Source organism: Anaerozeibacter quisquiliarum (assembly GCF_051162045.1).
GTDB lineage: Bacteria > Bacillota > Clostridia > Christensenellales > Aristaeellaceae > Anaerozeibacter > Anaerozeibacter quisquiliarum.
On record NZ_JBISDI010000032.1, the window covers coordinates 1 to 20865 of the forward strand.

18 protein-coding genes are annotated in these 20865 nt (G+C 65.9%); 3 read left to right on the forward strand and 15 right to left on the reverse strand.

The annotated features are described in order from the left end of the window. Window positions 1–51: 51 nt before the first annotated feature. From ACH6CV_RS13485 to ACH6CV_RS13500, 4 genes are all read right to left on the reverse strand, one after another. Window positions 52–1116, reverse strand: coding sequence for a sulfate/molybdate ABC transporter ATP-binding protein (locus ACH6CV_RS13485; protein WP_456358726.1), 1065 nt, complete (start codon window positions 1114–1116; stop codon window positions 52–54). Window position 1117: 1 nt separating this feature from the next. Beyond that, window positions 1118–1930 (reverse strand): sulfate ABC transporter permease subunit CysW, encoded by an 813-nt coding sequence (gene cysW / locus ACH6CV_RS13490; RefSeq protein WP_456358727.1) that lies wholly within the window; start codon window positions 1928–1930, stop codon window positions 1118–1120. Between the two features lie 312 nt (window positions 1931–2242). Continuing rightward, window positions 2243–3079 carry a sulfate ABC transporter permease subunit CysT gene (gene cysT, locus ACH6CV_RS13495; RefSeq protein WP_456358728.1) on the reverse strand — a complete coding sequence of 279 codons (837 nt, stop codon included), beginning with the start codon at window positions 3077–3079 and terminating at the stop codon, window positions 2243–2245. Then, complete coding sequence (locus tag ACH6CV_RS13500; protein WP_456358729.1) at window positions 3076–4122, reverse strand: sulfate ABC transporter substrate-binding protein; 1047 nt, start codon at window positions 4120–4122, stop codon at window positions 3076–3078. The genes cysT and ACH6CV_RS13500 overlap by 4 nt, the downstream gene beginning before the upstream one ends. Window positions 4123–4217: 95 nt before the next feature. Here ACH6CV_RS13500 and ACH6CV_RS13505 point away from each other — a divergent pair, with 95 nt between their 5' ends. Next, window positions 4218–5255, forward strand: a complete 1038-nt coding sequence (locus tag ACH6CV_RS13505) for a LacI family DNA-binding transcriptional regulator (RefSeq protein ID WP_456358730.1) — start codon at window positions 4218–4220, stop codon at window positions 5253–5255. Window positions 5256–5539: 284 nt separating this feature from the next. Here the strand turns inward: ACH6CV_RS13505 and ACH6CV_RS13510 are convergent, their stop codons facing one another. Both ACH6CV_RS13510 and ACH6CV_RS13515 read right to left on the reverse strand, forming a co-directional pair. Continuing rightward, on the reverse strand, window positions 5540–6970 hold the full coding sequence (locus ACH6CV_RS13510; protein WP_456358731.1) for a uracil-xanthine permease family protein: 1431 nt from the start codon (window positions 6968–6970) through the stop codon (window positions 5540–5542). 259 nt (window positions 6971–7229) lie between these two features. Continuing rightward, entirely contained in the window at window positions 7230–7769 is a 540-nt protein-coding gene (locus ACH6CV_RS13515; protein WP_456358732.1) for a hypothetical protein, read from the reverse strand. A 284-nt stretch (window positions 7770–8053) separates the two neighbouring features. Between ACH6CV_RS13515 and ACH6CV_RS13520 the strand changes: the two genes are divergently transcribed. Beyond that, the gene (locus tag ACH6CV_RS13520) at window positions 8054–8563 is read left to right on the forward strand and encodes a DnaJ domain-containing protein (RefSeq protein ID WP_456358733.1); all 510 of its coding nucleotides are present in this window, start codon (window positions 8054–8056) and stop codon (window positions 8561–8563) included. Window positions 8564–9400: 837 nt separating this feature from the next. Here ACH6CV_RS13520 and ACH6CV_RS13525 read toward each other — a convergent pair. The 3 genes from ACH6CV_RS13525 to ACH6CV_RS13535 all read right to left on the reverse strand — a co-directional run bounded on the left by ACH6CV_RS13525 (window position 9401) and on the right by ACH6CV_RS13535 (window position 11991). Further along, a complete protein-coding gene (locus ACH6CV_RS13525) occupies window positions 9401–9778 on the reverse strand; it encodes a metal-dependent transcriptional regulator (RefSeq protein WP_456358734.1) in 378 nt (125 codons plus the stop codon). A gap of 180 nt (window positions 9779–9958) precedes the next feature. Continuing rightward, window positions 9959–11311 carry a phosphoglucosamine mutase gene (glmM, locus tag ACH6CV_RS13530; RefSeq protein ID WP_456358735.1) on the reverse strand — a complete coding sequence of 451 codons (1353 nt, stop codon included), beginning with the start codon at window positions 11309–11311 and terminating at the stop codon, window positions 9959–9961. Further along, on the reverse strand, window positions 11311–11991 hold the full coding sequence (locus ACH6CV_RS13535) for an acyltransferase (protein WP_456358736.1): 681 nt from the start codon (window positions 11989–11991) through the stop codon (window positions 11311–11313). Before ACH6CV_RS13535 ends, glmM begins: the two co-directional genes overlap by 1 nt. Window positions 11992–12349: 358 nt before the next feature. Between ACH6CV_RS13535 and ACH6CV_RS13540 the strand changes: the two genes are divergently transcribed. After that, window positions 12350–12733, forward strand: coding sequence for a desulfoferrodoxin family protein (locus tag ACH6CV_RS13540; protein ID WP_456358737.1), 384 nt, complete (start codon window positions 12350–12352; stop codon window positions 12731–12733). 743 nt (window positions 12734–13476) lie between these two features. Here ACH6CV_RS13540 and ACH6CV_RS13545 read toward each other — a convergent pair. From ACH6CV_RS13545 to ACH6CV_RS13570, 6 genes are all read right to left on the reverse strand, one after another. After that, window positions 13477–14475, reverse strand: a complete 999-nt coding sequence (locus tag ACH6CV_RS13545; protein WP_456358738.1) for an isocitrate/isopropylmalate dehydrogenase family protein — start codon at window positions 14473–14475, stop codon at window positions 13477–13479. Further along, a complete protein-coding gene (locus ACH6CV_RS13550) occupies window positions 14465–16393 on the reverse strand; it encodes an aconitate hydratase (RefSeq protein ID WP_456358739.1) in 1929 nt (642 codons plus the stop codon). The genes ACH6CV_RS13545 and ACH6CV_RS13550 overlap by 11 nt, the downstream gene beginning before the upstream one ends. Window positions 16394–16412: 19 nt before the next feature. After that, a complete protein-coding gene (locus ACH6CV_RS13555; protein WP_456358740.1) occupies window positions 16413–17768 on the reverse strand; it encodes a 2-isopropylmalate synthase in 1356 nt (451 codons plus the stop codon). A 206-nt stretch (window positions 17769–17974) separates the two neighbouring features. Then, entirely contained in the window at window positions 17975–18580 is a 606-nt protein-coding gene (locus ACH6CV_RS13560; protein WP_456358741.1) for a sugar transferase, read from the reverse strand. Next, window positions 18581–19477: a DMT family transporter gene (locus ACH6CV_RS13565; RefSeq protein ID WP_456358742.1), complete on the reverse strand. Its 897-nt coding sequence runs from the start codon at window positions 19475–19477 to the stop codon at window positions 18581–18583. It lies immediately after the preceding gene. Beyond that, window positions 19458–20783, reverse strand: coding sequence for a hypothetical protein (locus ACH6CV_RS13570; RefSeq protein WP_456358743.1), 1326 nt, complete (start codon window positions 20781–20783; stop codon window positions 19458–19460). Before ACH6CV_RS13570 ends, ACH6CV_RS13565 begins: the two co-directional genes overlap by 20 nt. Between the last annotated feature and the right edge of the window lie 82 nt (window positions 20784–20865).

Here is a 20865-nt window from a genome sequence, read left to right on the forward strand (position 1 = left end):
AGGGCTTTGCCCTCTGGACTCCCTTCACGCTCACGCGGGGGGTCCCGTGCGCTATTCCCCCACCGTCCTGCCCGCCAGCGCCTGATTCTTCACCAGGTACGCCCGATCTTCGTCGAACACGTACATCCGGTAGACCAGCACGCACATCTGCTCACCCACCGCGACCGGGCGGCGCTCCAGCGACCGGTTCGTCGTCAGCGTCATGCCCTTGACCTTCAGCTTCAACTCCAGATGCCCGCCCCGGAACGCGATCGACTCGACCACCCCCGGCTCCGCCACATCCATCACGTCGCGGAATTTCTCGTTGTCGCGCTTGAACGCCTCCACAAACTCCGGCCGCACCACCGCGCGGTCGGGCAGCGCGTATTGCTTGAACCCGGTCAGCTGCCTGTACCCCTCCACCACCGCCGATCCGCCGATGAACTGCGCCACAAACGGCGTGCGCGGGTTCTTGTAGATGTCCACCGGACTGCCGGCCTGCATCATCCGCCCGTCCTCCAGGATAATCAGCTCGTCCGCCACCTCCAGCGCCTCATCCTGATCGTGCGTCACGAAGATGCTCGTGATCGACAAAAGCTTCACCATCTGCCTGAGCCACGCGCGCAATTCCCCGCGCACCTTGGCGTCGATCGCCGCAAACGGCTCGTCCAGCAGCAGCAGCCGCGGGTTCGGCGCCAGCGCGCGCGCAAACGCCACCCGCTGCCGCTGCCCGCCCGACAGCTGGTTGGGGTAGCGCCGCTCGAGCCCCTGAAGCCCGGTCAGCTCGATCAGCTCATCGACGCGCGCTCGGATCTCGGCGCGGGACTTCTTCTGCACGCTCAACCCGAACGCGATGTTGTCAAACACCGTCATATACCGAAACAGCGCGTATTGCTGGAACACGAAGCCCACGCCCCGCTCGCTCGCCGGCAGGTTGTTCACCACGCGCCCGTCGATCGAAATCTGTCCGGCGTCCGGGGCTTCCAACCCGGCGATCATCCGAAGGATCGTGGTCTTGCCGCTGCCGCTCGGGCCGAGCAGCGCGGCCAGCTTGCCGCGCTCCACGCCAAAGCTCACGCCCCGCGCCGCCTCGCACCGGCCGAACTGCTTGCTGACTTCTTTCAACTCTACGTACACGCTATCGCCCCTTCCCTTTCCGCTCGATCAGGCTGCGCGCAATGAGCATCAACAGCGCCAGCAGCACCAGGATCGAGGACACCGCGAACGCCTCCTCGTAGCGGAATTCGTTATACAGTATCTCGATGTGCAGCGGCAGCGTGTTGGTCACGCCGCGCAGCCGCCCCGACAGCACCGACACCGCGCCGAACTCGCCCATCGCGCGCGCCGCGCACAGCACCACCCCGTACGCGAGCGGCCAGCGGATGTGCGGGAAGGTCACCCGCCGGAAGATCGTCCATGCGCCCGCGCCCATCAGCGCCGCCGCCTGCTCCTCGTCCGCGCCCTGGGCGCTGAGCACCGGGATCAGCTCGCGCGACACGTAGGGCAGCGTGGTGAACACCGTCGCCAGCATGACGCCCGGCACCGCGAACGCGACCTGAATCCCGTTTGCGGTCAGCCAGGGATAGATCGGGCTGTTCCGCCCGAACGTCAGCAGGTAGATCAGCCCGGCGATCACCGGCGACACCGACAGCGGCAGGTCGATGGACGTGGTCAGCAGCTTCTTGCCGCGAAACGCGTACTTGGTCACCGTCCACGCCGCGCACAGCCCGAACGCCGTGTTGACCGCGACCGCCGTCAGCGTCGCCTTGAGCGTCAGGATCAGCGCCTTTACGGCGTAGGGGTCGGCGATGTGCCGAAAATAGGCCGACAGGCCCGCCTTGAACGCCTGAACCAGCACAAAGGCGAGCGGCAGCACCAGAAAGAGCGCCACGAAGAGCGCGCAAAGCGCGATCAGCGCGCGGCGTCCGGCGGGGGAGGATCGGGTTTGCATGAATGAGCTCCTTTGCATTGGATGTGATGTGGCGGGAGGCTGACCGTTCCCGCCCTTGGAGGGGCGGCGTTCGCCGCACACTCCTGGCGGGGCATGGGTTCCCGGCTTCACGGAACAGGTACGGGCTCGCTCCCTTCGGTCGCATCGGGGACGCCGCGCCGCCCTTGCCCGGAACAAGCCGCTCGGTTCCGGTGATTGGGAACCATATACGGCGGCGCGGGGACGGAGGGGACGTTGGTGGCTCCGCCCCCAAGCCCCCGCCAAAGGGCTTTGCCCTCTGGACTCCCTGAACCGCTAACGCGGGGTAACGCCCTACGCGCCGCCGGTGCGTCGCGCGGCGCGCACCTGAATGGCGTTCATCGTAAACAGCAGCGCAAACGAGATGATCAGCATCGTAAGCGCGATCGCGGTGGCCTCGGCATAATCGAATTCCTGCAGCTGCGCCATGATCATCAGTGGCGCGATCTCCGTGGAAAACGGCTTATTGCCCGCGATGAACACCACGCTGCCGTACTCCCCCAATCCCCGCGCAAACGCCAGCGCGAAGCCGGTCAGCGCCGCCGGGGTAAGCTCCGGCAGCACCACGCGGAAGAACGTGCGCGCGCGGCCCGCGCCCATCAGGCGCGCGGCCTCCTCATAGGCCGGCTCCAGCTGCGTAAGCACCGGCTGCACCGCGCGCGCCACGAACGGAATGCCCACGAAGATCAGCGCCACCACAATCCCCGCGCGCGTGTAGGCGATCTTTACGCCCAGCGCGCCGAACATTTGCCCCACCCAGCCGTTCGGGGCGGTCAGCGCTGTCAGCGTGATGCCCGCGATCGCGGTCGGCAACGCCAGCGGCAGCTCGATCAGCCCGTCGGCCAGCCGCTTGAGCGGAAAGTCGTATCGCGTCAGCACCCACGCCAACATCACGCCGAAGACCAGGTTGACCAGCGCCGCCAGCAGCGCGCAGCCGACGCTCACCCCGAAAGCGGAAACCACGCGCGGGCGTGTAACGGTCTCGAAGAACGCGCGCGGTTCGAGTTGCGCGGCGGTGAGCGCAAGCGAAGCCAGTGGGATCAGCACGATCAGGCTGACCATGGCGACCGTTACGCCGAGGCTGACCCCGAACCCGGGAATCACGCGGACGGTTTTTTCGCGCTTCCTCATGCGCCCGCCTGCCGTTCGTAGATGCGGTCGAACGCGCCCCCGTCCACGAAGAACCGCGCTTGCGCCGCCTGCCAGCCGCCGAAGTGCGCGATCGTGGTCATCTGGAGGTTTAGATCGAACTTGTCCTTATACGCCGCGAGGATCGCCTCGTCCGACGGGCGGTAGAAGTGCTCGGCGGCAAGGCGCTGCGCCTCGTCCGAGTACAGGTATTCAAGGTACGCCTTCGCCACCGCCGCGCTGCCGCGGCTGCGGGCGACCCCATCCACCACGGCCACCGCGGGCTGGCACAGGATCGAGACCGACGGCGACACCATCTCGTATGCGCCCGGGTGCTGCTTGAGCGTCAGGTGCGCCTCGTTTTCCCAAGCGATCAGCACATCGCCCTGGCCGTTTTCCACAAACGAGGTGGTCGAACCGCGCGCGCCGGCGTCCAGCACCAGCACATTGTCGTACAGCCGCTTCATGAAGGCCTCGATCTGCCGCTCATCGCCGCCGAACTGCGCCTCGGCCCAGGCCCAGGCCGCCAGGAAGTTCCAGCGCGCGCCGCCCGAGGTCTTGGGGTTGGGCGTAATCACGCCCACGCCTTCGCGCGCAAGGTCTCCCCAGTCGCGGATGCCCTTGGGGTTGCCCGCGCGCGTCAGCAACACGATGGTCGATGTGTAGGGCGCGCTGTCGCGCGGCAACTCGCCTTCCCAGCCCGGATCAATCAGCCCGGCCCGCTCGACCTGCGCGATGTCGTCGGCCAGCGCCAGCGTTACCACGTCGGCCGGCAACCCCTGCGCAACAGCCAGCGCCTGCGAGCCCGAGCCGCCGTGCGACTGCGTAACCTCGACCGTCACACCGGTTTCGCGCTCGTAGTGGCCCGCGAACAGCGCGTTGTAGGCCGCGTAGAATTCGCGCGTGGGGTCGTAGGAGGCGTTGGTGATCGTCCGCGTTGTCGCCTCGGGCGCGCCGCCCGACTGTGCCGGACCGCAGCCGCTTAGACCTGTCGCCAATGTCATTAGTACCAGCGCGCCGGTCAGCGCCTTCGTCAGATGCTCCATAATCTTCTCTCCGTTTACACAAACGATTTCATGCCGAAATCCCTTGCGGGATCGGGCATTCTGTGATACGATTGTCATGATAGCGTATTATTCGGATGGATTCAAGGACAGAATACGCAAACGATTGTGTCGAGGGTGAGGATGCGGTGTCGCTCAAGGAGATCGCCCGGATGGCGGGGGTGTCGCCCTCGACGGTGTCGCGGGTGCTGAACGACCGGCCGGGCAGCGCGTCGGAGGCCGTGAAGGAGCGCGTGTGGGCGGCGGCGCGCGCGATACAATACACGCCCAACGACTGGGCGCGCGGCCTGCGCGCGGGCGGTGCGCAATGCAGGGCGCGGCCGCGCGTGGCGGTGGTGCTGGCGCGCATCCGCGCGCTGGGCGAAGACCCATTCTTCGCGGATCTGTGCCGCTCGGTCGAGGTGGAGCTGTTCAAACAGGGCGCGCAGCTGACCGGGATCGTGTACGCCCGGGACGCGCTGCCGGATTTCGAAACACCCGACGGCCTGCTGATCCTGGGCCGCTGCTCGGAAGCGCTGCTCGCGCGGCTCAAGGCGAAAACCCACAACCTGGTGGGGCTGTGGCGCAACCCGCACGACACGGGCGTGGACGAGGTGGTGTGCGACGGCGAGAAGGCGGCCGCGCTGGCAACCGGGCATCTGATTGCGCTCGGGCACAAAAAAATCGCCTACATCGGCGATTGCTCGTATGAGCGGCGATACGTGGGGTATGCCCAGGCGCTGCTGCACGCGGGCCTGCCGCTCGACTATGCGCTGGTCAAGCCCACCGACCAACTGCGCGCGTCGGGGGCCGAGGCGATGCGGGGGGTTCTCGCGGAGAAAACGGCCACGGCGGTGCTGTGTGCCAACGACATCACCGCCGTGGGAGCGCTCGAGGCGCTGGCCGAGGTCAGAGAGAGCGCGCGCCGGCCGGTCGCGGTGATCGCGATCGACAACGTGGAGGCGGCGCAGCGGACCCGCCCGCTGCTGACCACGGTCGACATCCCGCGCGCGGACATGGCCCACATGGCGGGCCTGCTGCTGCTCGACCGCATCCGTGGCGGCCACCGCGAGCACATGCGCGTGGAACTGCCCTGCCGGATCGTGGAAAGGGAGAGCTGCTTTCCGGCGCGATAGCGGCGATCCTCCCCGCGTGAGCGGATGATGGGATTCTTAAGGGCAAAGCCCCTGAGCGGGGTTTGGGGTGGAAACCCAACGTCCCCCCGTGCCGCCGTATCCGACGCTTAAGCGATAGAGCCGGAGCGCCGAGTCCGAGCCGCGGCGGTGCGGTCGTTCCCGATGTTCTGAAATATGGGGCGCGGCCCGTCGGGCCGCGCCCCATATTATCAGAACGAGTCCGTCCCCGCTGCGCAAAACCGCGTCCCCCGTAAAGGCGACAGGCCGCTTCGGGCCATCCGCCCCTACTTCTTCTCCCCGATGCTCAGCAGCAGATTGAGCGCGATTCCGAAGATCGCCGCGCCGGCGATGCAGGGCACCTGCAGGCCGAGGAAGTCGATGTTGCCGCCAAAGGCGTACTGGCCGCCCACGCCGATCGTCATGATCGTGGCGATGACCGCGATGTTCTTGGCGCTGAACATGTCCACCTGCTTCTCGATCATGATCGCGATGCCCTGCGCCGCGATCGCGCCGAACAGGTACACCTCGAGTCCGCCGATGACCGCCATCGGGATGCCGTAGATCGCCCGGATCAGCGGCGTGAAGAACGAGATCACCATCGCGATGACCGCCGCCGCGGCCAGCACGGGCACCGAGAACACCCGCGTGATCGCCATTGTGGAGATGTTCTCGCCGTAGTTGGTGCCCGCGGGCCCGCCGACCACGCCCGACACCATGTCGCACAGCCCGTCGCCGATCAGGTTCAGGTCCAGCTTGTCGATCAGGTTGTACTTCTTATCGACGCCCTTCTTGCGCGCCACGTCGTTCACGTAGATGTCCAGCTGGTACATATGCGCGGTCGATTCCGGGATCGTCGCAATCGCGATGGGCATGATCGCGAACACCGCCGCCGCCGAAGCCTTGGGCAGGGTGAACGCCGGCACCGCGAGTACGCCGTTCGTCCACAGCGAGGCCGACAGCGCCTCGGCCGGGATGGCGCGAAACAGGTTCATTTCCGGCCCGCCGACGGCGTACAGCCCAGCGGCCACCGCGCAGCCCACCGCGGCGCCCAGCAGCAGCGGCAGCTGGCCCAGGAAGCCCTTCAGGTAGCGCGAGAACAGCACGGTGGACAAAAGCGTAGACAGCGACACCACCCATACCCACGAGCCGCCCAGCACGCCGGCCGCGCCCGCGACCGGGGCCGCGTCGCGCAGCGCGTTGCCGGCCAGCGTCAGGCCGATAATCATGGCGATCGAGCCGGTGATCGAGGGCGGCAGGATCTTCTCGATGGCGTTCCGGCCGAAGAAGCGGATCGCAAGGCCCGCCGCGATCGACACGAGGCCCGACATGATGATGCCGAACTGCGCGTAGGCGATGGCCTCGCCCGGCAGCACCGAGGTCAAGTGGCTGCTCCAGGCGTTCAGCTGCGCGAGCGCCTCGGGGCTCAGCTTCTGCGTGATGGCTTCGGTCGCCATCAGGCTTGAGACCGCGTTCAGATAGGCGAAGCTCGAGCCGTAGTACAGCGGGATCTTGCGCCCGGTAATCAGGATGAAGCACAGCGTCGCCAGGCCGCTGGCGAAGATCGTGGTGGACACCTGGAAGCCGGTAATCAGCGCCACGGCCACCGTCGCGGGGAACATGACCACCACCTGCTGCAGCGCGTACAGCAGCAGCTTCAAAAATGGCGGTCGCTCGTCGGGCAGGTATCCGAGGTGCGCTTCATGGGACTTCATCATGGGCTCGCCCTCCCTCTCGTGTCGCGGCACAAAAATGCCTCACCCGCGATGCGGGCAAGGCAAAACAGGGTAATGAACCCCAAAGTGGTCTGCCGACCACTCCCCCTATGATCCTTGCCGGCATCTCTGTACCGCGCTTAAAAGATGTTTACCATCGATCATTAAACCACATACCCCCTCCGCTGTCAAGCGTCGCGGAGATTTTAACGCGCGGAGCGGAAAAACAGGAGCGCCGGGCGCTCCTGTCAATTTTCACGTTTTATCCGGGCGGGTACTCCGCCGGCGGGTTGCAGTCCTTGCAGGGGGTGAAGCCCTTGTCCAGCGCCGTGTCCAGCGAAAGGTACGCCGATTTCTTCGTGGCGTAGCGGCACTTGCCAGTGTGGTAGTACTTGCCGCCGGTGTTGCAGTAGACGTAGATCGCGGGCGGCTCCGGCGTCGGCTCCACGACCACCGACGGCGGCTTGATGGAGATGGGGACGTCGACCTCGAAGGCGCCGACGTCCTCCGGGTCCTGGCAGGGGCCCTGGATCGCGATCACCGGCTGGGCGCTGACCAGTTGCACGCCGCCCGCGGCGCGTTGCGGCGGCAGCGTGATCGGCAACAGCACCGCAATCAGCGCGCCGGCGATGCCGCAGGAAATCAGGCTCTTGGTCTGCCGCGACCAGCGGCAACGGTCGCTCCACATCATCAGCAAGCCCGCCGGGAAACAAAAAATCAGCCAGCGAATCACCGCTTTTGAATAGCGGGGCATGGCTCGTTTCTTGGGCCGACGGCCGGGGCTTTGCGCTTTGACGTGCATGGAAACAGATATCCTCGCCTCTTTGCATAAGTCGGCGGCTCGCACATCACGCACCCGCCGCCCGCATATATTGTATCTCAAATGGAGGGATTTGTAAATAGGACACAATATATCGTACATATTACATTTTTACCCAATCCGACACGATTCCGTAATAAACGACAGGGTGGTCGCGAACGGCCGCAGCCGGATGCGAGGGGCTTGGAATTTTAACAACAGCGTGTGGACAAAGAGCCGCTCCGCGTGTATAATACTGATGTAAATTTCTTGAAAGGGGTGCGCGCATGGCGACAGCGCATGAAACGCTGGGCGTCTCGAAGGACGCTTCGGTCACCGAGATTCGCCGCGCCCACCGGGAACTTGCCCGGCGCTGGCATCCGGATCGCTTTGGCGAAGGGCCGGAGCGCATGTGGGCCGAGCGCAGGATGGTGGAAATCAATCAAGCTTTTGAAGAAGCGCTCAAGCAGGCCGCGCGGATGGACTCGGTCAACGAAACCACGCCCGAGCGCGAGCAGCTGGACGACGTGCGCAAGCTGTTGGGCCTGGGCCAGCTATCGGCCGCGCGGCAGGCTCTGATGCGCGTCGCCACACGGTCGGCCGAGTGGAACTACCTGTTCGGCGCGGTGCTGTTGCGGCTGGGCGAGGTGGAAAAGGCGGTGCTGTACTTCGGCATCGCCACCCGTCAGCGCCCCGGCAACCCGCAGTACCAGACCGCCTACCTAAGCGCCGAAGCCATGCGCAACCGCGGACGCATCAGGCCGCACCTGGAGCGGTTGTTCGGATCGTCGCGCTGACGCGCGGCGCGGGGCCTCAAAATCTTTCCGGCCTCCCGGTCGCTTGCCCGCTTCGCGGGCGACCGGGAGGCCGGAAATCTTTCGAGTCCGATTGGATACGGGGGAACGATGGGGTGACGGGGCCGCCTGCCTCTCGGCCCTGCGGGGCCTCCCGGGCGGCAGGCGGACGGGAAGCGATTGCGAGTCGGTCGGCTGCGGCCTCCCTTGGTCGCAATCGCATTCACGCCCCCGGTACATGCCCGTGGGCGCGTGGTTACGGGGGCTTCGGCCCCCCATTCCCCCGGGGAGGGGAACGGGGGAACGAAAAAGCGAGGGAACGAGGAAACAAGGGAGCGAAGAAACAAGGGAACAAAGGAACGACGGAATGAGGGAACGAACGGCGAGGCGCTTCGCGCCCGCCGTCGGGGTGATCTCCGGTCGCCTGCCGTCGGGCAAACGTGCTATGCGGGCGGCCCTTCCCATTCCCCTCCCAGGAGGGGTGCCCGCAGGCGGGGTGGTGGCCCCCGCAGGGCGTAACCCAACCCCCGTACCCGCTTTCTCGAGTCCTGCCATCAGGCTCACCACCCCGTCGCTTCGCGCCACCCCTCCGAGGAGGGGAATGGCTACCTGCTTATTCCCCTCCCTGGAGGGGTGCCCGCAGGCGGGGTGGTGAACCTGCCGGTCGCATAGCCGCAGCTTCGCTTAACGCGCAACCGGGCGGGCCGATGTGGGCGATGCTTCCCGACACTTCGTGAACGGCCCCTACGGGGCTTGTGCGCGGGGCGCGTTCGCCCCGCGCCGTTTCACGGTCACCCGCCTATGTGCCCCAGCACATTTCACATCGGCGCAGCCGATATATCATTCCTCACGCAGCGAGGCCGCCGCCCATTCCTTGATCCGGTCGAAGGTCACCTGACTGATGACGTGCTCGATGCGGCAGGCGTCCTCGGCGGCGGTTTGCTCGTCCACGCCCAGGCGCACCAGCACCCGGCTCAGCAGCGTGTGGCGCTCGTACACCTGCGCGGCCAACGCGCGTCCGGCCTCGGTCAAGTGGAGGTTGCCGCCCTCGTCCACGGTCACGAGCAGCGCGCTCTTGAGGTTCGCCACCGCCACGCTGACGCTGGGCTTGGAGAAATCGAGGTAGCCCGCCACGTCGATCGAGCGCACATGGCCCTGACGCTCGCCCAGCACGTAGATCGCCTCGAGGTAGTTCTCCCGCGACTCCTGCACCTTCATCCCGATCCCTCCCGCAAAATAAAACAATTTGTCCCGGCATCGCCCCATTCCCCGAGCCACCGGCTGGAGGGGATGGGGCGGGTCGCAACCCTCCCTTCGCAACGCGCCCGCCGACCTGCGCGAAGGGCGAGTATGCGATTGCGGCCAAGGAAGGCCGCAGCCGGATGCGCGTGACCGGCGTCAGTCGGCGAGCCGACTGCGGATCACCGCGGCGGTCTCCTCGGCGGTCCTTTGGATCAGCGCCTCGTCCCGGCCCTCGGTCATGACGCGGATCAGCGGCTCGGTGCCCGACACGCGCACCACGACGCGGCCGTCCTTGCCCAGCGTGCGCTTGGCGGCGTCGATGGCCTCGCGCACGTCGGGGTTGGTGTAGAAGTTGAGCTTGCCCTCGGGCGACACGCGGACGTTGATCATCGCCTGCGGGAACCGGGTCATGACGCTCGTCAGTTCGCTGAGCTTTTTGCCCTCGCGCCGCATCTGCGACAGCAACTGAACCGCGGTCAGCTGGCCGTCGCCCGTGGTCGCAAAATCGCGGAAGATCACATGGCCCGACTGCTCGCCGCCGAAGTTGTACTCCTCGAGCAGCATCTCCTCCAGCACGAACCGGTCGCCCACCTTGGTGGCGGCGAACTTGATGCCGTTTTGCTCGCAGAATTTTACAAAGCCCAGGTTGGTCATGATCGTACCCACCACCGCGTCGCGGGCAAGCTTGCCGCGCTTTTTCATGTCGAGCGCGCACACGGCCATGATGAAGTCGCCGTCCACGATGTTGCCCGCGTCGTCCACGCACAGGCAGCGGTCGGCGTCGCCGTCGAAGGCCACGCCGGCATCCAATTTGTGCTCGAGCACATAGGCCCTGAGCGCCTCCATATGCGTCGAGCCGCAGGCCGAATTGATGTTGAGTCCGTCGGGTTCGTCGAACAGGATGTGACAGTCGGCGCCCAACTCCTCAAACAGCCGACGCGCGGTCGCGCTGGCCGAGCCGTGCGCGCAGTCCACCGCGACTTTAAGCCCGTTGAGCGAGAAGGGCACCGTCGATTTCAGGTGATCGACGTAGTCCTTGACCGCACCGGTCTTGTAGGTGACCTTGCCGATGTCGCCGCCGGTCAGGTAGAGCGGCTCGGCCACCTTGTCGAGCACGATCGCCTCGATGCGCTCCTCGAGGTCGTCCGGCAGTTTGTAGCCGTCGCCCGAGAAGATCTTGATCCCGTTGTACTCGGCCGCATTGTGCGACGCCGAAATCATCACGCCGGCGTCGGCCTTGTACTTGCCCACCAGGAACGCCACCGCCGGCGTGGGCACCACGCCCAGCACCAGCACGTCCGCGCCCACCGAGCACAGCCCCGCGGTCAGCGACATCGACAGCATCTCCGACGAGATGCGGGTATCCGAACCCACCACGAACAAGGGCCTGCGCCGGTTGCCGCCCGAGAGCACCATCGCCGCGGCCCGCCCGATGCCCAGTGCCAGTTCGCAGGTCAGCTTTTCATTGGCGACGCCGCGCACGCCGTCGGTTCCAAACAATCTGCCCATCAGCCTCTATCCTCCATGATCCTCGGAATGATTGCGCCGGAATGCTTGTGGATCGAGTACGCCGGCACCACGCCGCGTACGCTCGAGGTGGGGTACACGATCGAATGCGGACCGACCACCGTGCCCGGATTGAGCACGCTGTTGCAGCCCACCTCGACATGATCGCCCAGTATCGCGCCGAACTTGCGCAGCCCGGTTTCGATGTCGCCGTCCGGGGCGTGCACGACGATGTTGCGCTTGTCGCTGCGCACGTTCGAGGTGATCGCGCCCGCGCCCATGTGCGCCTTGTAGCCCAGCACCGAATCGCCCACGTAGTTGAAGTGGGGCACCTGCACCTCGTCAAACAGGATGACGTTCTTGAGTTCGGTGGAATTGCCCACCACAGCGCCCGCGCCCACCAGCGCGCTGCCGCGGATAAACGCCGAATGCCGGATTTGAGCGCCGCGGCCGATGACCGTCGGACCCTCGATGTAGACCGAGGGGAACACCAACGCATCCCGCGCGATCCAGATGTCCTCGCCCTTTCGCTCATATTCGTCGGGGCTAAGCCGAGCCCCCAACGCGCGTATGAACGCCTTGATCTCCTTCAGGACCTCCCATGGGTAGCGCACGTCCTCGAACAGCGGCGCGGCCAGCGTCTTTGTAAGGTCGAACAGGTCGCGTACCTCCATGTCCGGCATCGTGAATCCCCCCTTTTACAACCAGAATTATAGCAAAGCGGCGCACGTTTGGCAATACGCGGTTCGAACGGCATCTCTTGACAAGCGCGACACTCCATAATATGATATGCACATCGAGGATGCTTTGTACCCTGCGAGCGCCGATTGGCCGGCAGGGAACATGCGATGGAGAAGCGCATTGTCAAGGAGATTCGGGGCATGCGCGCAACGGCGCGGGGGCGGCCTGGTGCGCGTGATCGGGCACGGAGACGTTCCGCAGGCGGAACTGAGGGCCGCGTTTGAGGAATCGGAAAAAGGCGCGTTCATCCGCTGACCGGTCGCGCCGGGCGGCTTTTTACTGAATGAAAGGGGTGGAACCATGGACAACAAGCGTAAGTTTCTCAGGTGCGAGATCTGCGGCAATCTGGTGGGGATGATCGAGGACAGGGGCCCGACGGTGGTGTGCTGCGGCCAGCCGATGACCGAGCTTAAAGCCAACACGGCGGACGCGGCGCAGGAGAAGCACGTGCCGGCATGCGTGCGCGAGGGCGATGTGCTTACGGTCTCGGTGGGCAGCGTGCCCCATCCGATGGTCCCGGAGCACTACATCGGCTGGATCGCGGCGGCGCAGGGCGCGGTTACGCAGCGCGTCACGCTGGATCATACCGGCGAACCGAAGGCGACGTTCCGCCTGACCGACGACGGCCCGGTCAGCGTATACGCCTGGTGCAACCTGCACGGGCTGTGGGTGGCGGAAGCGTAAGGGGTAGGGGGCCCGCGTGAGCGGTGCAGGGAGTCCAGAGGGTGAAACCCTTTGGCGGGGTCCAGGGGCAGAGCCCTTGGCCGCCGGAGGCACGTTCTCCCGTTCTCCGCGCCGCCGTATTTGGTGTTTGAGTAATAGGAATGCGAAGCGGGCTCCGTGAAGGGGCGGCGCGGCGTTCCCGATGTTCTGAAATATAGAGGCGCTGCCGACGGGCAGCGCCTCTATATTTCAGGACGAGTCCGGCCCTGTTGTTTCGTAATGCAGGGGGAGTGTCTACAGCGTCTAGGGGATTCTTCCTTGGCTTCTTCTGGTACGCCCATCCTTCGTCGGGGGATGTCGGCCACAGGCAACCAAGGGAGAAACGCGGACTGGTCGCACCGATGAAGCTTTCTCGGTGCGACCAGCAGGCTTCTCTCCCTCCGGCGCTTCGCGCCACCTCTCGTGCATCCAGAGGATGCGCGCGTCAGAGGGAGGCAAGGGGAGTGCGCACAGGCAGCTTTTCTCAAAGACGCATGACTTTTCGGTTTTACGTAACGGGTCCGGCCTCGCTCCCTGCGGTCGCATTGGGGGACGGCCGCGCCGCCTTTGCATGGAACCGGCGTTCCGGTTCTATCGCTTAGGTACCGGATACGGCGGCGCGGGGGACGAGGAGGCGTGCCTCCGGTGGCCAAGGGCGCCGCCCTTGGAACCCGCCAAAGGGCTTTGCCCTCTGGACTCCCGTCGCGCTCACGCGGGGAAGACCCTTACATCCGTGCGATTATCGCGTCGGCGAACGCCTGTGTGCCCAGCGTGCCGCCCAGGTCGCGGGTGACTTGCCGGCCCCCCATCAAGCACGACTCAATCGCCCCTTGCATCCGCCGCGCCGCGTCCGCCTCGCCCAGGTGCTTGAGCATCATCACCGCCGACAGCATCAGCGCGGCGGGGTTCGCCGTGTCCGTGTCCGTAAGTTGCGGCGCGCTGCCATGCACGGCCTCGAAGATCGCGATCCCCTGTCCCACGTTGGCGCTGGGCGCGAGCCCCGGCCCGCCGACCAAGCCCGCCGCCAGATCCGACACGATGTCGCCGTACAAATTCGGCATGACCAGCACGTCGAACGCCTCCGGCATCTGCACCAGGCGCATACACAGCGCGTCGATAATCATGTCGTCAAACGCGATCTCGGGGTATTGCGAGGCCACTTCTCTCGCCACGCGCAGAAACAGCCCGTCGGTACACTTCATGATGTTGGCCTTGTGCACCGCCGTCACGCGCTTGCGCCCGTTCGCGCGCGCGTATTCAAACGCGTACCGCACGATCCGCTCCGAGCCCTTGCGCGTGATGATCTTGATCGATTCCGCCGCGTCCTCGCCGACCATGTGCTCCACGCCGGCGTACAGATCCTCGGTGTTCTCCCGCACCACGACCAGGTCAACGCCCTCAAACCGCGTCTTTACGCCGGGCCAGCTGCGCGCCGGGCGCACGTTGGCGTACAGGTCGAGCTCCTTGCGCATGATTACGTTGACCGAGCGAAAGCCCACGCCGATCGGCGTGGTGATCGGGCCCTTGAGCGCCACGCCGGTCGCCCGGATCGCGGCGATCGTGTCCGGCGGCAGCGCCGCGCCATGCACGGCGATCATCGCCTCGCCCGCCTCGCATACCTGCCATTCAATCTCAGCGCCCGCCTTTTCGATGACTCGGCAGGTCGCGCGCGCGATCTCCGGCCCGATCCCGTCGCCGGGCACCAGCACCGCCCTATGCGTCATTGGCCGCCCTCCTCGTCTCGTTTATCAGCCCGCCCGCGAGCAAAATGCGCGCCTGCCGCTCCGACAGGCTCAACTTCATCGCGATCGGCCTGCCGCTCGCGTTTACGGTCACCATCCCGGTGCGCACCGCGCGCTCGACCTGGCGGCGCACGTCCTCGATCGTAAGCAGCGCGCCCTCGGCCAGCGCGTCGTAGTCCGCCTCATCGGCGAACTCGAGCGGCAGGATGCCGTTGTTGATTAAATTGGCCGCGTGGATGCGCGCGAACGACTTGGCCAGCACCGCCTTGATCCCCAGGTACAGCGGCGCGAGCGCCGCGTGCTCGCGGCTCGAACCCTGGCCGTAGTTGGAACCGGCTGCGATGAACCCGCCGCCCTTCTCCCGCGCGCGCGCCGGGAAGCCGGCGTCGCAGGGCGCGAGGCAGTGCTCGGAAAGGTACGGGATATTCGAGCGGTAGGGCAACAGCTTCGCGTTCGAGGGCATGATGTGGTCGGTGGTGATGTCGTCCGGCAGCACGATCAGCACCTCGCCCGCCAGGTCGCCCTGAAGCTGCGAGCCCAGCGGGAACGGCTTGATGTTGGGGCCGCGCACGACCTGCGCCGTTTCGCCCTCGGGCGCGGGCGCGACCACCAGATTGTCGTTCATCAGGAAGCGCTCGGGCACGATCGCGGCCGGCGCGGGGGTGCGCGCGGGATCGGTCAGCACGCCTTCGAGCGCCGACACCGCGGCGGTTTCGGGGCTGACGAGGTACACCTGCGCCGAGGCGGTGCCGCTGCGGCCGTAGAAATTGCGGTTAAACGTGCGCAGCGAGACGGCGCCCGTCGCCGGCGCCTGACCCATGCCGATGCAGGGCCCGCAGGCCGATTCCAGTATGCGCGCGCCCGCCGCGATCATCGTCGCCAGCGCGCCGTTGCCGGCCAGCATATTGAGCACCTGTTTGGAGCCCGGCGCGATGACCAGCGAAACGTGCTCGGCCACGGTGCGCCCTTCTAAAATCTCGGCCACCTTCATCATGTCGGCAAACGACGAATTGGTGCAGCTGCCGATCGCCACCTGATCCACGCGGATGCCGGCGATGGAGGCGACCGGGACCACGTTGTCGGGGCTGTGCGGCTGTGCGGCCATCGGGCGGATCTGCGCAAGGTCGATCTCCAGCCGCTCGTCGTACCGGGCGTCCCCGTCGGCGGCCAGCGCACAAAAGTCGCCTTCGCGCCCCTGCGCCGCGAGAAACTGAAGCGTAACCCCGTCGCTCGGGAACACCGAGGTGGTCGCGCCCAGCTCCGCGCCCATGTTGGCAATCGTGGCGCGCTCGGGCACGGTGAGGCTTTCAACCCCCGGCCCGGTGTACTCGAGCACCTTGCCGACGCCGCCCTTGACGCTGAGCGCGCCGAGGATCGTCAAAATCACGTCCTTGGCCGTGCTCATCGGGGGCAGCCGGCCGGTCAGGTGCACGTTCAGTACGCGCGGCATGGCGATGTGGTACGCACCGCCGCCCATGGCGACCGCCACGTCCAGCCCGCCCGCGCCCATGGCCAGCATGCCCACCGCGCCGCAGGTGGGCGTGTGGCTGTCGCTGCCGAGCAAGGTCTCGCCCGGCACGCTGAAGCGCTCCAGGTGCACCTGGTGGCAGATACCGTTGCCCGGCTTCGAGCAGTAGATGCCGTGCGCCTTGGCGACCGTCTGGATGTACCTGTGGTCGTCGGCGTTCTCGAACCCGGCCTGCAGCATGTTGTGGTCGATGTAGGCGACCGAGCGCTTTGTCTTGGCGCGGTCGATGCCCATCGCCTCAAATTGCAGATAGGCCATGGTGCCGGTGGAATCCTGGGTCAGCGTCTGGTCGATCTTGAGCGCGACCGGCTGCCCCGGCGCCATGTCGCCGCAGACCAGGTGCGACGAAATCAGCTTTTGCACTAGGTTCACGCGCGTCCCCCCCGTATCATCAGAATAACCCGAGCGCGACGCCCGCCTCGTGCAGCTCGGCGTCGCCGATCTGCGTCACGCGCCCGGCGGCATATTGTTGATCCACCCATTCCTTGAGCCTGACCACGCGCGGATCGTCCTTGCCGATCGGCGTTGCGGCACCTAGGTGCCGCGCCATCCACACCGCGATGCCGGCCAGGCCCGAGGTGCTCGAGATCGATACGCTGGGCGGGCTCTTGAGGATCTTCGCGGTGTCGAAGATGTTGTATATCTCCTCGTCCTTGAGCAGGCCGTCCGCGTGGATGCCGGCCTGGGTCATGTTGAAATCCCTGCCCACGAACGGTTGCTTCTCGTAGATCTTGTAGCCCAGCTCCTGCTCATAGTAGTCGGCGATGTCGCGGATGACCGTGGTGTCCATGCCGTCTACCGTGCCGCGCAGCTGCGCGTATTCGATGACCATGGCCTCGAGCGGGGTGTTGCCGGTGCGCTCGCCGATCCCCAGCAGCGAGCAGTTGACCGACGCCGCGCCGTACAGCCAGGCGGTCGCCGCGTTGACCACCGCCTTGTGGAAGTCATTGTGGCCGTGCCACTCGATCAGCTGCGCCGGGAACCCGGCGTACACGTTCAGGCCGTAGATGATGCCCGGAACGCTGCGCGGCATCGACGCGCCCGGATAGGGCACGCCATAGCCCATCGTGTCGCAGGCGCGCAGCTTGATCGGCATTCCGCTAGCGCTCATCAGCTCGCTGAGCTTGAGCGCGAAGGGCACCACGAAACCGTAGAAGTCGGCGCGCGTGATGTCCTCCAGGTGGCAGCGCGGGTAGATGCCGGCGTCGAGCGCCTGCTTGACCACGGCGAGGTAGCCCTCCATCGCCTGCGAGCGCGTCTTTCTGAGCTTTTTGAAGATGTGGTAGTCGGAGCAGCTGACCAGGATCCCGCATTCGCGCAGGCCCATCCGCCGCGCCAGCTCAAAGTCCTCCTTGCGCGCGCGGATCCAGCCGGTAATTTGAGGAAAGGGCAGACCGAGTTCCTGGCACATGCGCACCGCCTGCTGGTCGGCCTCGCTGTACAAAAAGAACTCGCACTGGCGGATCTTGCCGTTCGGCCCGCCGAGCTTCGAAAGCAGTTTATACAGGTGCACGATCTGCTCGGGGGTGTAGGGCGCCCGGCTCTGCTGCCCGTCGCGGAAGGTGGTGTCGGTGATAAATATCTCGTCCGGCGGGTTGAGCGGCGTCAGCCGCTGATTGAACGTGCACTTGGGCACCTCGCCGTAGGTGAACATGTCCCGGTACAGCACCGGGTTTTCCACGTCCTGCAGCGAATACTTGTATTCGCACTCGATCAGCATGTTGCGCTTGTTGTTGAACTCGATCAAGGGCCGACCCTCCTCTAGATGGCGGTCTTGACGCGATACCCGCCAGACCACCGGGTAATTGCCCTACATCATACCGAACGAGGGGGGGAGGCGTCAAGCCATTTTAGCCCGATATGCAACAATTAACATATTCATATTTCATAAAAGAGGGGCAACCGCGTAATTTCTAACGGAATATGAAGCCGCCGAAAGTCCTTCCTGCAAAATCAGATAACCGGGCGGTCGTCCTTCGCGCCTTCGACCACGCCGTCGGCCTGAAACACCTTCCGCGCCGTGCGCCACACGCACCAAGCGTCGAGCGCGAAGGAGAGCTTTGCCGCGTATTCGCCGTCGAGGCGCGCCTTCGCAGCGATCGGCAGCTCGTCGCGGCCGCTGACCTGCGCGAGCCCGGTCAGCCCCGGCGTCAACGCGTTGGCCTCGTACCGATCGCGCTCGGCGATCAGGTCGGCCTGGTTCCACAGCGCGGGTCGGGGGCCGACGACGCTCATGTCGCCGCGCAGGATGTTGAGCAACTGCGGCAGCTCGTCGAGCGAGGACCTGCGCAAAAACCCGCCCACGCGCGTAATGTGCGCGCGCGCGCCTTTGAGCAGGTGCGTCGGGGTGTCGCCCGGCGTATCCGCGTACATCGTGCGGAACTTGTAGATTTCAAACAGGCGCTTGTCCTTGCCCACGCGTTTCTGCCGGAACAGCACCGGTCCCTTCGAGGTGAGCTTCACCGCGAGCGCCACGATCGCCATCACCGGAGAGAGCGCGACGAGCGCCAGCGCCGACAGCAGGATGTCCAACATCCGCTTTCCAAACCGTTTGTACATCTACGTCCCTCTTTTCGCAGGTATTGACGAGCGATTGACCACAAAGATGCTGACCAGCACCGCCGCGCCGCCGATCAGCTGCACCGGCGTCACGGTCTCGCCGAGCAGCAGTACGCCGCCCAGCACCGCGGCCAGCGGATTGATGTTGATGAACAACGAGGTCTGAAACGGCTTCAGCACCCGGATGGCGCCCACGTACAGCAAATACGCCACCACCGAGCACAAAAGCGACAGGTACAGCGCCATGATCCAGCCCACCGGTTCGATCGCCGCCCAATCGACGCGCTCGGTCAGCGCACAGGGAATCAGCGTCAGCGCGCCCAGCACGCTCTGCCAGCAGGTGATCTGAAGGCTCGAATGCGCCGTCATCAGCGCGTCGGTCACCTCAATGTAGCCCACCCAGCACAGTGCCGCGCACAGGATGAACAGATTGCCGACCAGCGAATCGCCGCCGCCGTTCGCTCCGTAACGCACGATCAGATATACGCCCGCGAGCGAACCCAGCACGCCCAGGTAGCACACCGGCGGGTAGTGTCGCCGCCGGAAGATCGCCCCGGACAGCAGCGTGAACGCGGGCACCGCCGCGATAATCAGCGACGCGGTGGAGGCGCTGGTGCGTTGAAGCCCGCCGTATTCGAACAGGAAGTACAGCGTCATGCCCAGCAGCGAGGACAAAAGCAGCCGCCCAAGCGCGCCCCTCGGCAGCGTCAGGCCCTCGCGGCGATACAGGATCGGCAGCAGCACGACGGCCGACACCCCAAACCGCACGAGCGCCAGCGAGAACGGCTGAAAGCCCGCGCCCAGCGCCCGCTTCGACGCGATGAACGACAGCCCCCAGAGCACGTTGACAAAGATGATCGACACAATGGCCTTGGTGTTATCGTTTACGCGCCTCACGCGAGCGCCCCCTCATCATTCGTAACCCCACGAAAATCCCCAGCGCCAGCGGCGCGCCCACAAACGCGTAGGCCAGAACGCGCGCCTGGCCGTCGGTCAATTCGACCGGCGGCACGTCGAGCGTCCGGCCCGGCGGCACGCCCGCGTAGGTCATGTCGATCTGAGTGATGTCGCTGAGCGCGGTCAGCAGCGCGCCCTCGAGCTCAAACGAATGGCGCGCGCCCGCGGTCGTCTCAATCTCGGCGTACAGGTTGGCGGCGCGCACGATCACCAGCTCGTCGCCCTGCTCCACGACCAGGCTGTTGTCCTCGAGCTGCAATGCCTTAAGCTGCGCGTCCTCGGCCGGATCGACCAGGCGGTAGGTGATGAAGGCGTGCCGCTCGGCCAGCTTCTCGAGGTAGGTCTTGATCCAGACATCCTCCGCGCCCACGCCCGCCACCTGGTGCACGGTGACCGGCTCGCGCAGCCCGTTGAGCGCGCGCGCCATCCCGTCCGACACCACGGTCACCCGCGCCGGCGTCACGTCGATCAGCGTCAGATTGACCGGCAGCAGGGCGACGGCGGCGATGAACAGGATGAAGATGGCCGCAGAGGCCAACGCCCTCCTGTTCCCCTGCTTGGAGGGGCGCCCGCAGGCGGGGCGGTGAGTGCCCGCAGGCGGGGCGGCCTGTTGCCCGACCAATGCGGCCGCCAGAACGCAAAACCCCGCCGCGTACAGCACGGCCTTCACGTCGATCAGCCCATTGAGGAAATTTCCCAACAGCGAAAACGGCGACAGCCGGACCAGCGAGCGCGCCCACCACACGCCCGCCGGATACATGGCCAGCGCCGACGCCAGCTCGGGCGCTTCGCGCAGCAGTATGAGCGCCGCCAGCGCGACGGCAAGCGCGGCCCAGCGCCGCCGCAGCCGGCCTGCAATCCACAGGCACAGCCCGGTCAACACCGCGCCGGTGACGAAGAACCCGAACAGAGCGGTGAACGACAGCGCGCCGGGCGCGATCGGCAAGAGGTACAGCGCGAGCCCCAAGGAGGCCGCGGCGTGCGCCGCCAGGTATGCCCAAAACCGCCCTCGCGCCTCGGGCCCCTCCGCCTGCGCGCCGCGCCCGAACGCATTCGCCGTCCACAGCGGCAGCGCCGCCATCAGGTAGAGGCACAGCGTCGAAAAATGGGCGGAAAAGCTGGGGCCGCGCTCCATAAGACTCAGCCAGTTGCACAAAAGCCCCATGCCGAAGGCCAGTCCCGCGGCGTAGACAAGGCCCGATCCACTCATCAGCCGCCCATAAACATGAAAGAACGCCCGCTTCATGCGCCCATTGTACACACAAGTCCGCACCCGCGCAACGGCGCTGCTGTTATTTTGTCAAAAGTCCGCCCCGGCGACTATGCGC

What these genes read in the sequence shown, in the direction of transcription:
- ACH6CV_RS13535 (WP_456358736.1), bottom strand. Translation starts at nt 11,991, where the DNA reads ATGCCGGACATGGAGGTACGCGACCTGTTCGACCTTACAAAGACGCTG.
- glmM (WP_456358735.1), bottom strand. Translation starts at nt 11,311, where the DNA reads ATGGGCAGATTGTTTGGAACCGACGGCGTGCGCGGCGTCGCCAATGAA.
- cysW (WP_456358727.1), bottom strand. Translation starts at nt 1,930, where the DNA reads ATGCAAACCCGATCCTCCCCCGCCGGACGCCGCGCGCTGATCGCGCTT.
- ACH6CV_RS13540 (WP_456358737.1), top strand. Translation starts at nt 12,350, where the DNA reads ATGGACAACAAGCGTAAGTTTCTCAGGTGCGAGATCTGCGGCAATCTG.
- ACH6CV_RS13570 (WP_456358743.1), bottom strand. Translation starts at nt 20,783, where the DNA reads ATGAAGCGGGCGTTCTTTCATGTTTATGGGCGGCTGATGAGTGGATCG.
- ACH6CV_RS13515 (WP_456358732.1), bottom strand. Translation starts at nt 7,769, where the DNA reads ATGCACGTCAAAGCGCAAAGCCCCGGCCGTCGGCCCAAGAAACGAGCC.
- ACH6CV_RS13510 (WP_456358731.1), bottom strand. Translation starts at nt 6,970, where the DNA reads ATGATGAAGTCCCATGAAGCGCACCTCGGATACCTGCCCGACGAGCGA.
- ACH6CV_RS13500 (WP_456358729.1), bottom strand. Translation starts at nt 4,122, where the DNA reads ATGGAGCATCTGACGAAGGCGCTGACCGGCGCGCTGGTACTAATGACA.
- ACH6CV_RS13525 (WP_456358734.1), bottom strand. Translation starts at nt 9,778, where the DNA reads ATGAAGGTGCAGGAGTCGCGGGAGAACTACCTCGAGGCGATCTACGTG.
- ACH6CV_RS13520 (WP_456358733.1), top strand. Translation starts at nt 8,054, where the DNA reads ATGGCGACAGCGCATGAAACGCTGGGCGTCTCGAAGGACGCTTCGGTC.
- ACH6CV_RS13545 (WP_456358738.1), bottom strand. Translation starts at nt 14,475, where the DNA reads ATGACGCATAGGGCGGTGCTGGTGCCCGGCGACGGGATCGGGCCGGAG.
- cysT (WP_456358728.1), bottom strand. Translation starts at nt 3,079, where the DNA reads ATGAGGAAGCGCGAAAAAACCGTCCGCGTGATTCCCGGGTTCGGGGTC.
- ACH6CV_RS13560 (WP_456358741.1), bottom strand. Translation starts at nt 18,580, where the DNA reads ATGTACAAACGGTTTGGAAAGCGGATGTTGGACATCCTGCTGTCGGCG.
- ACH6CV_RS13505 (WP_456358730.1), top strand. Translation starts at nt 4,218, where the DNA reads ATGGATTCAAGGACAGAATACGCAAACGATTGTGTCGAGGGTGAGGAT.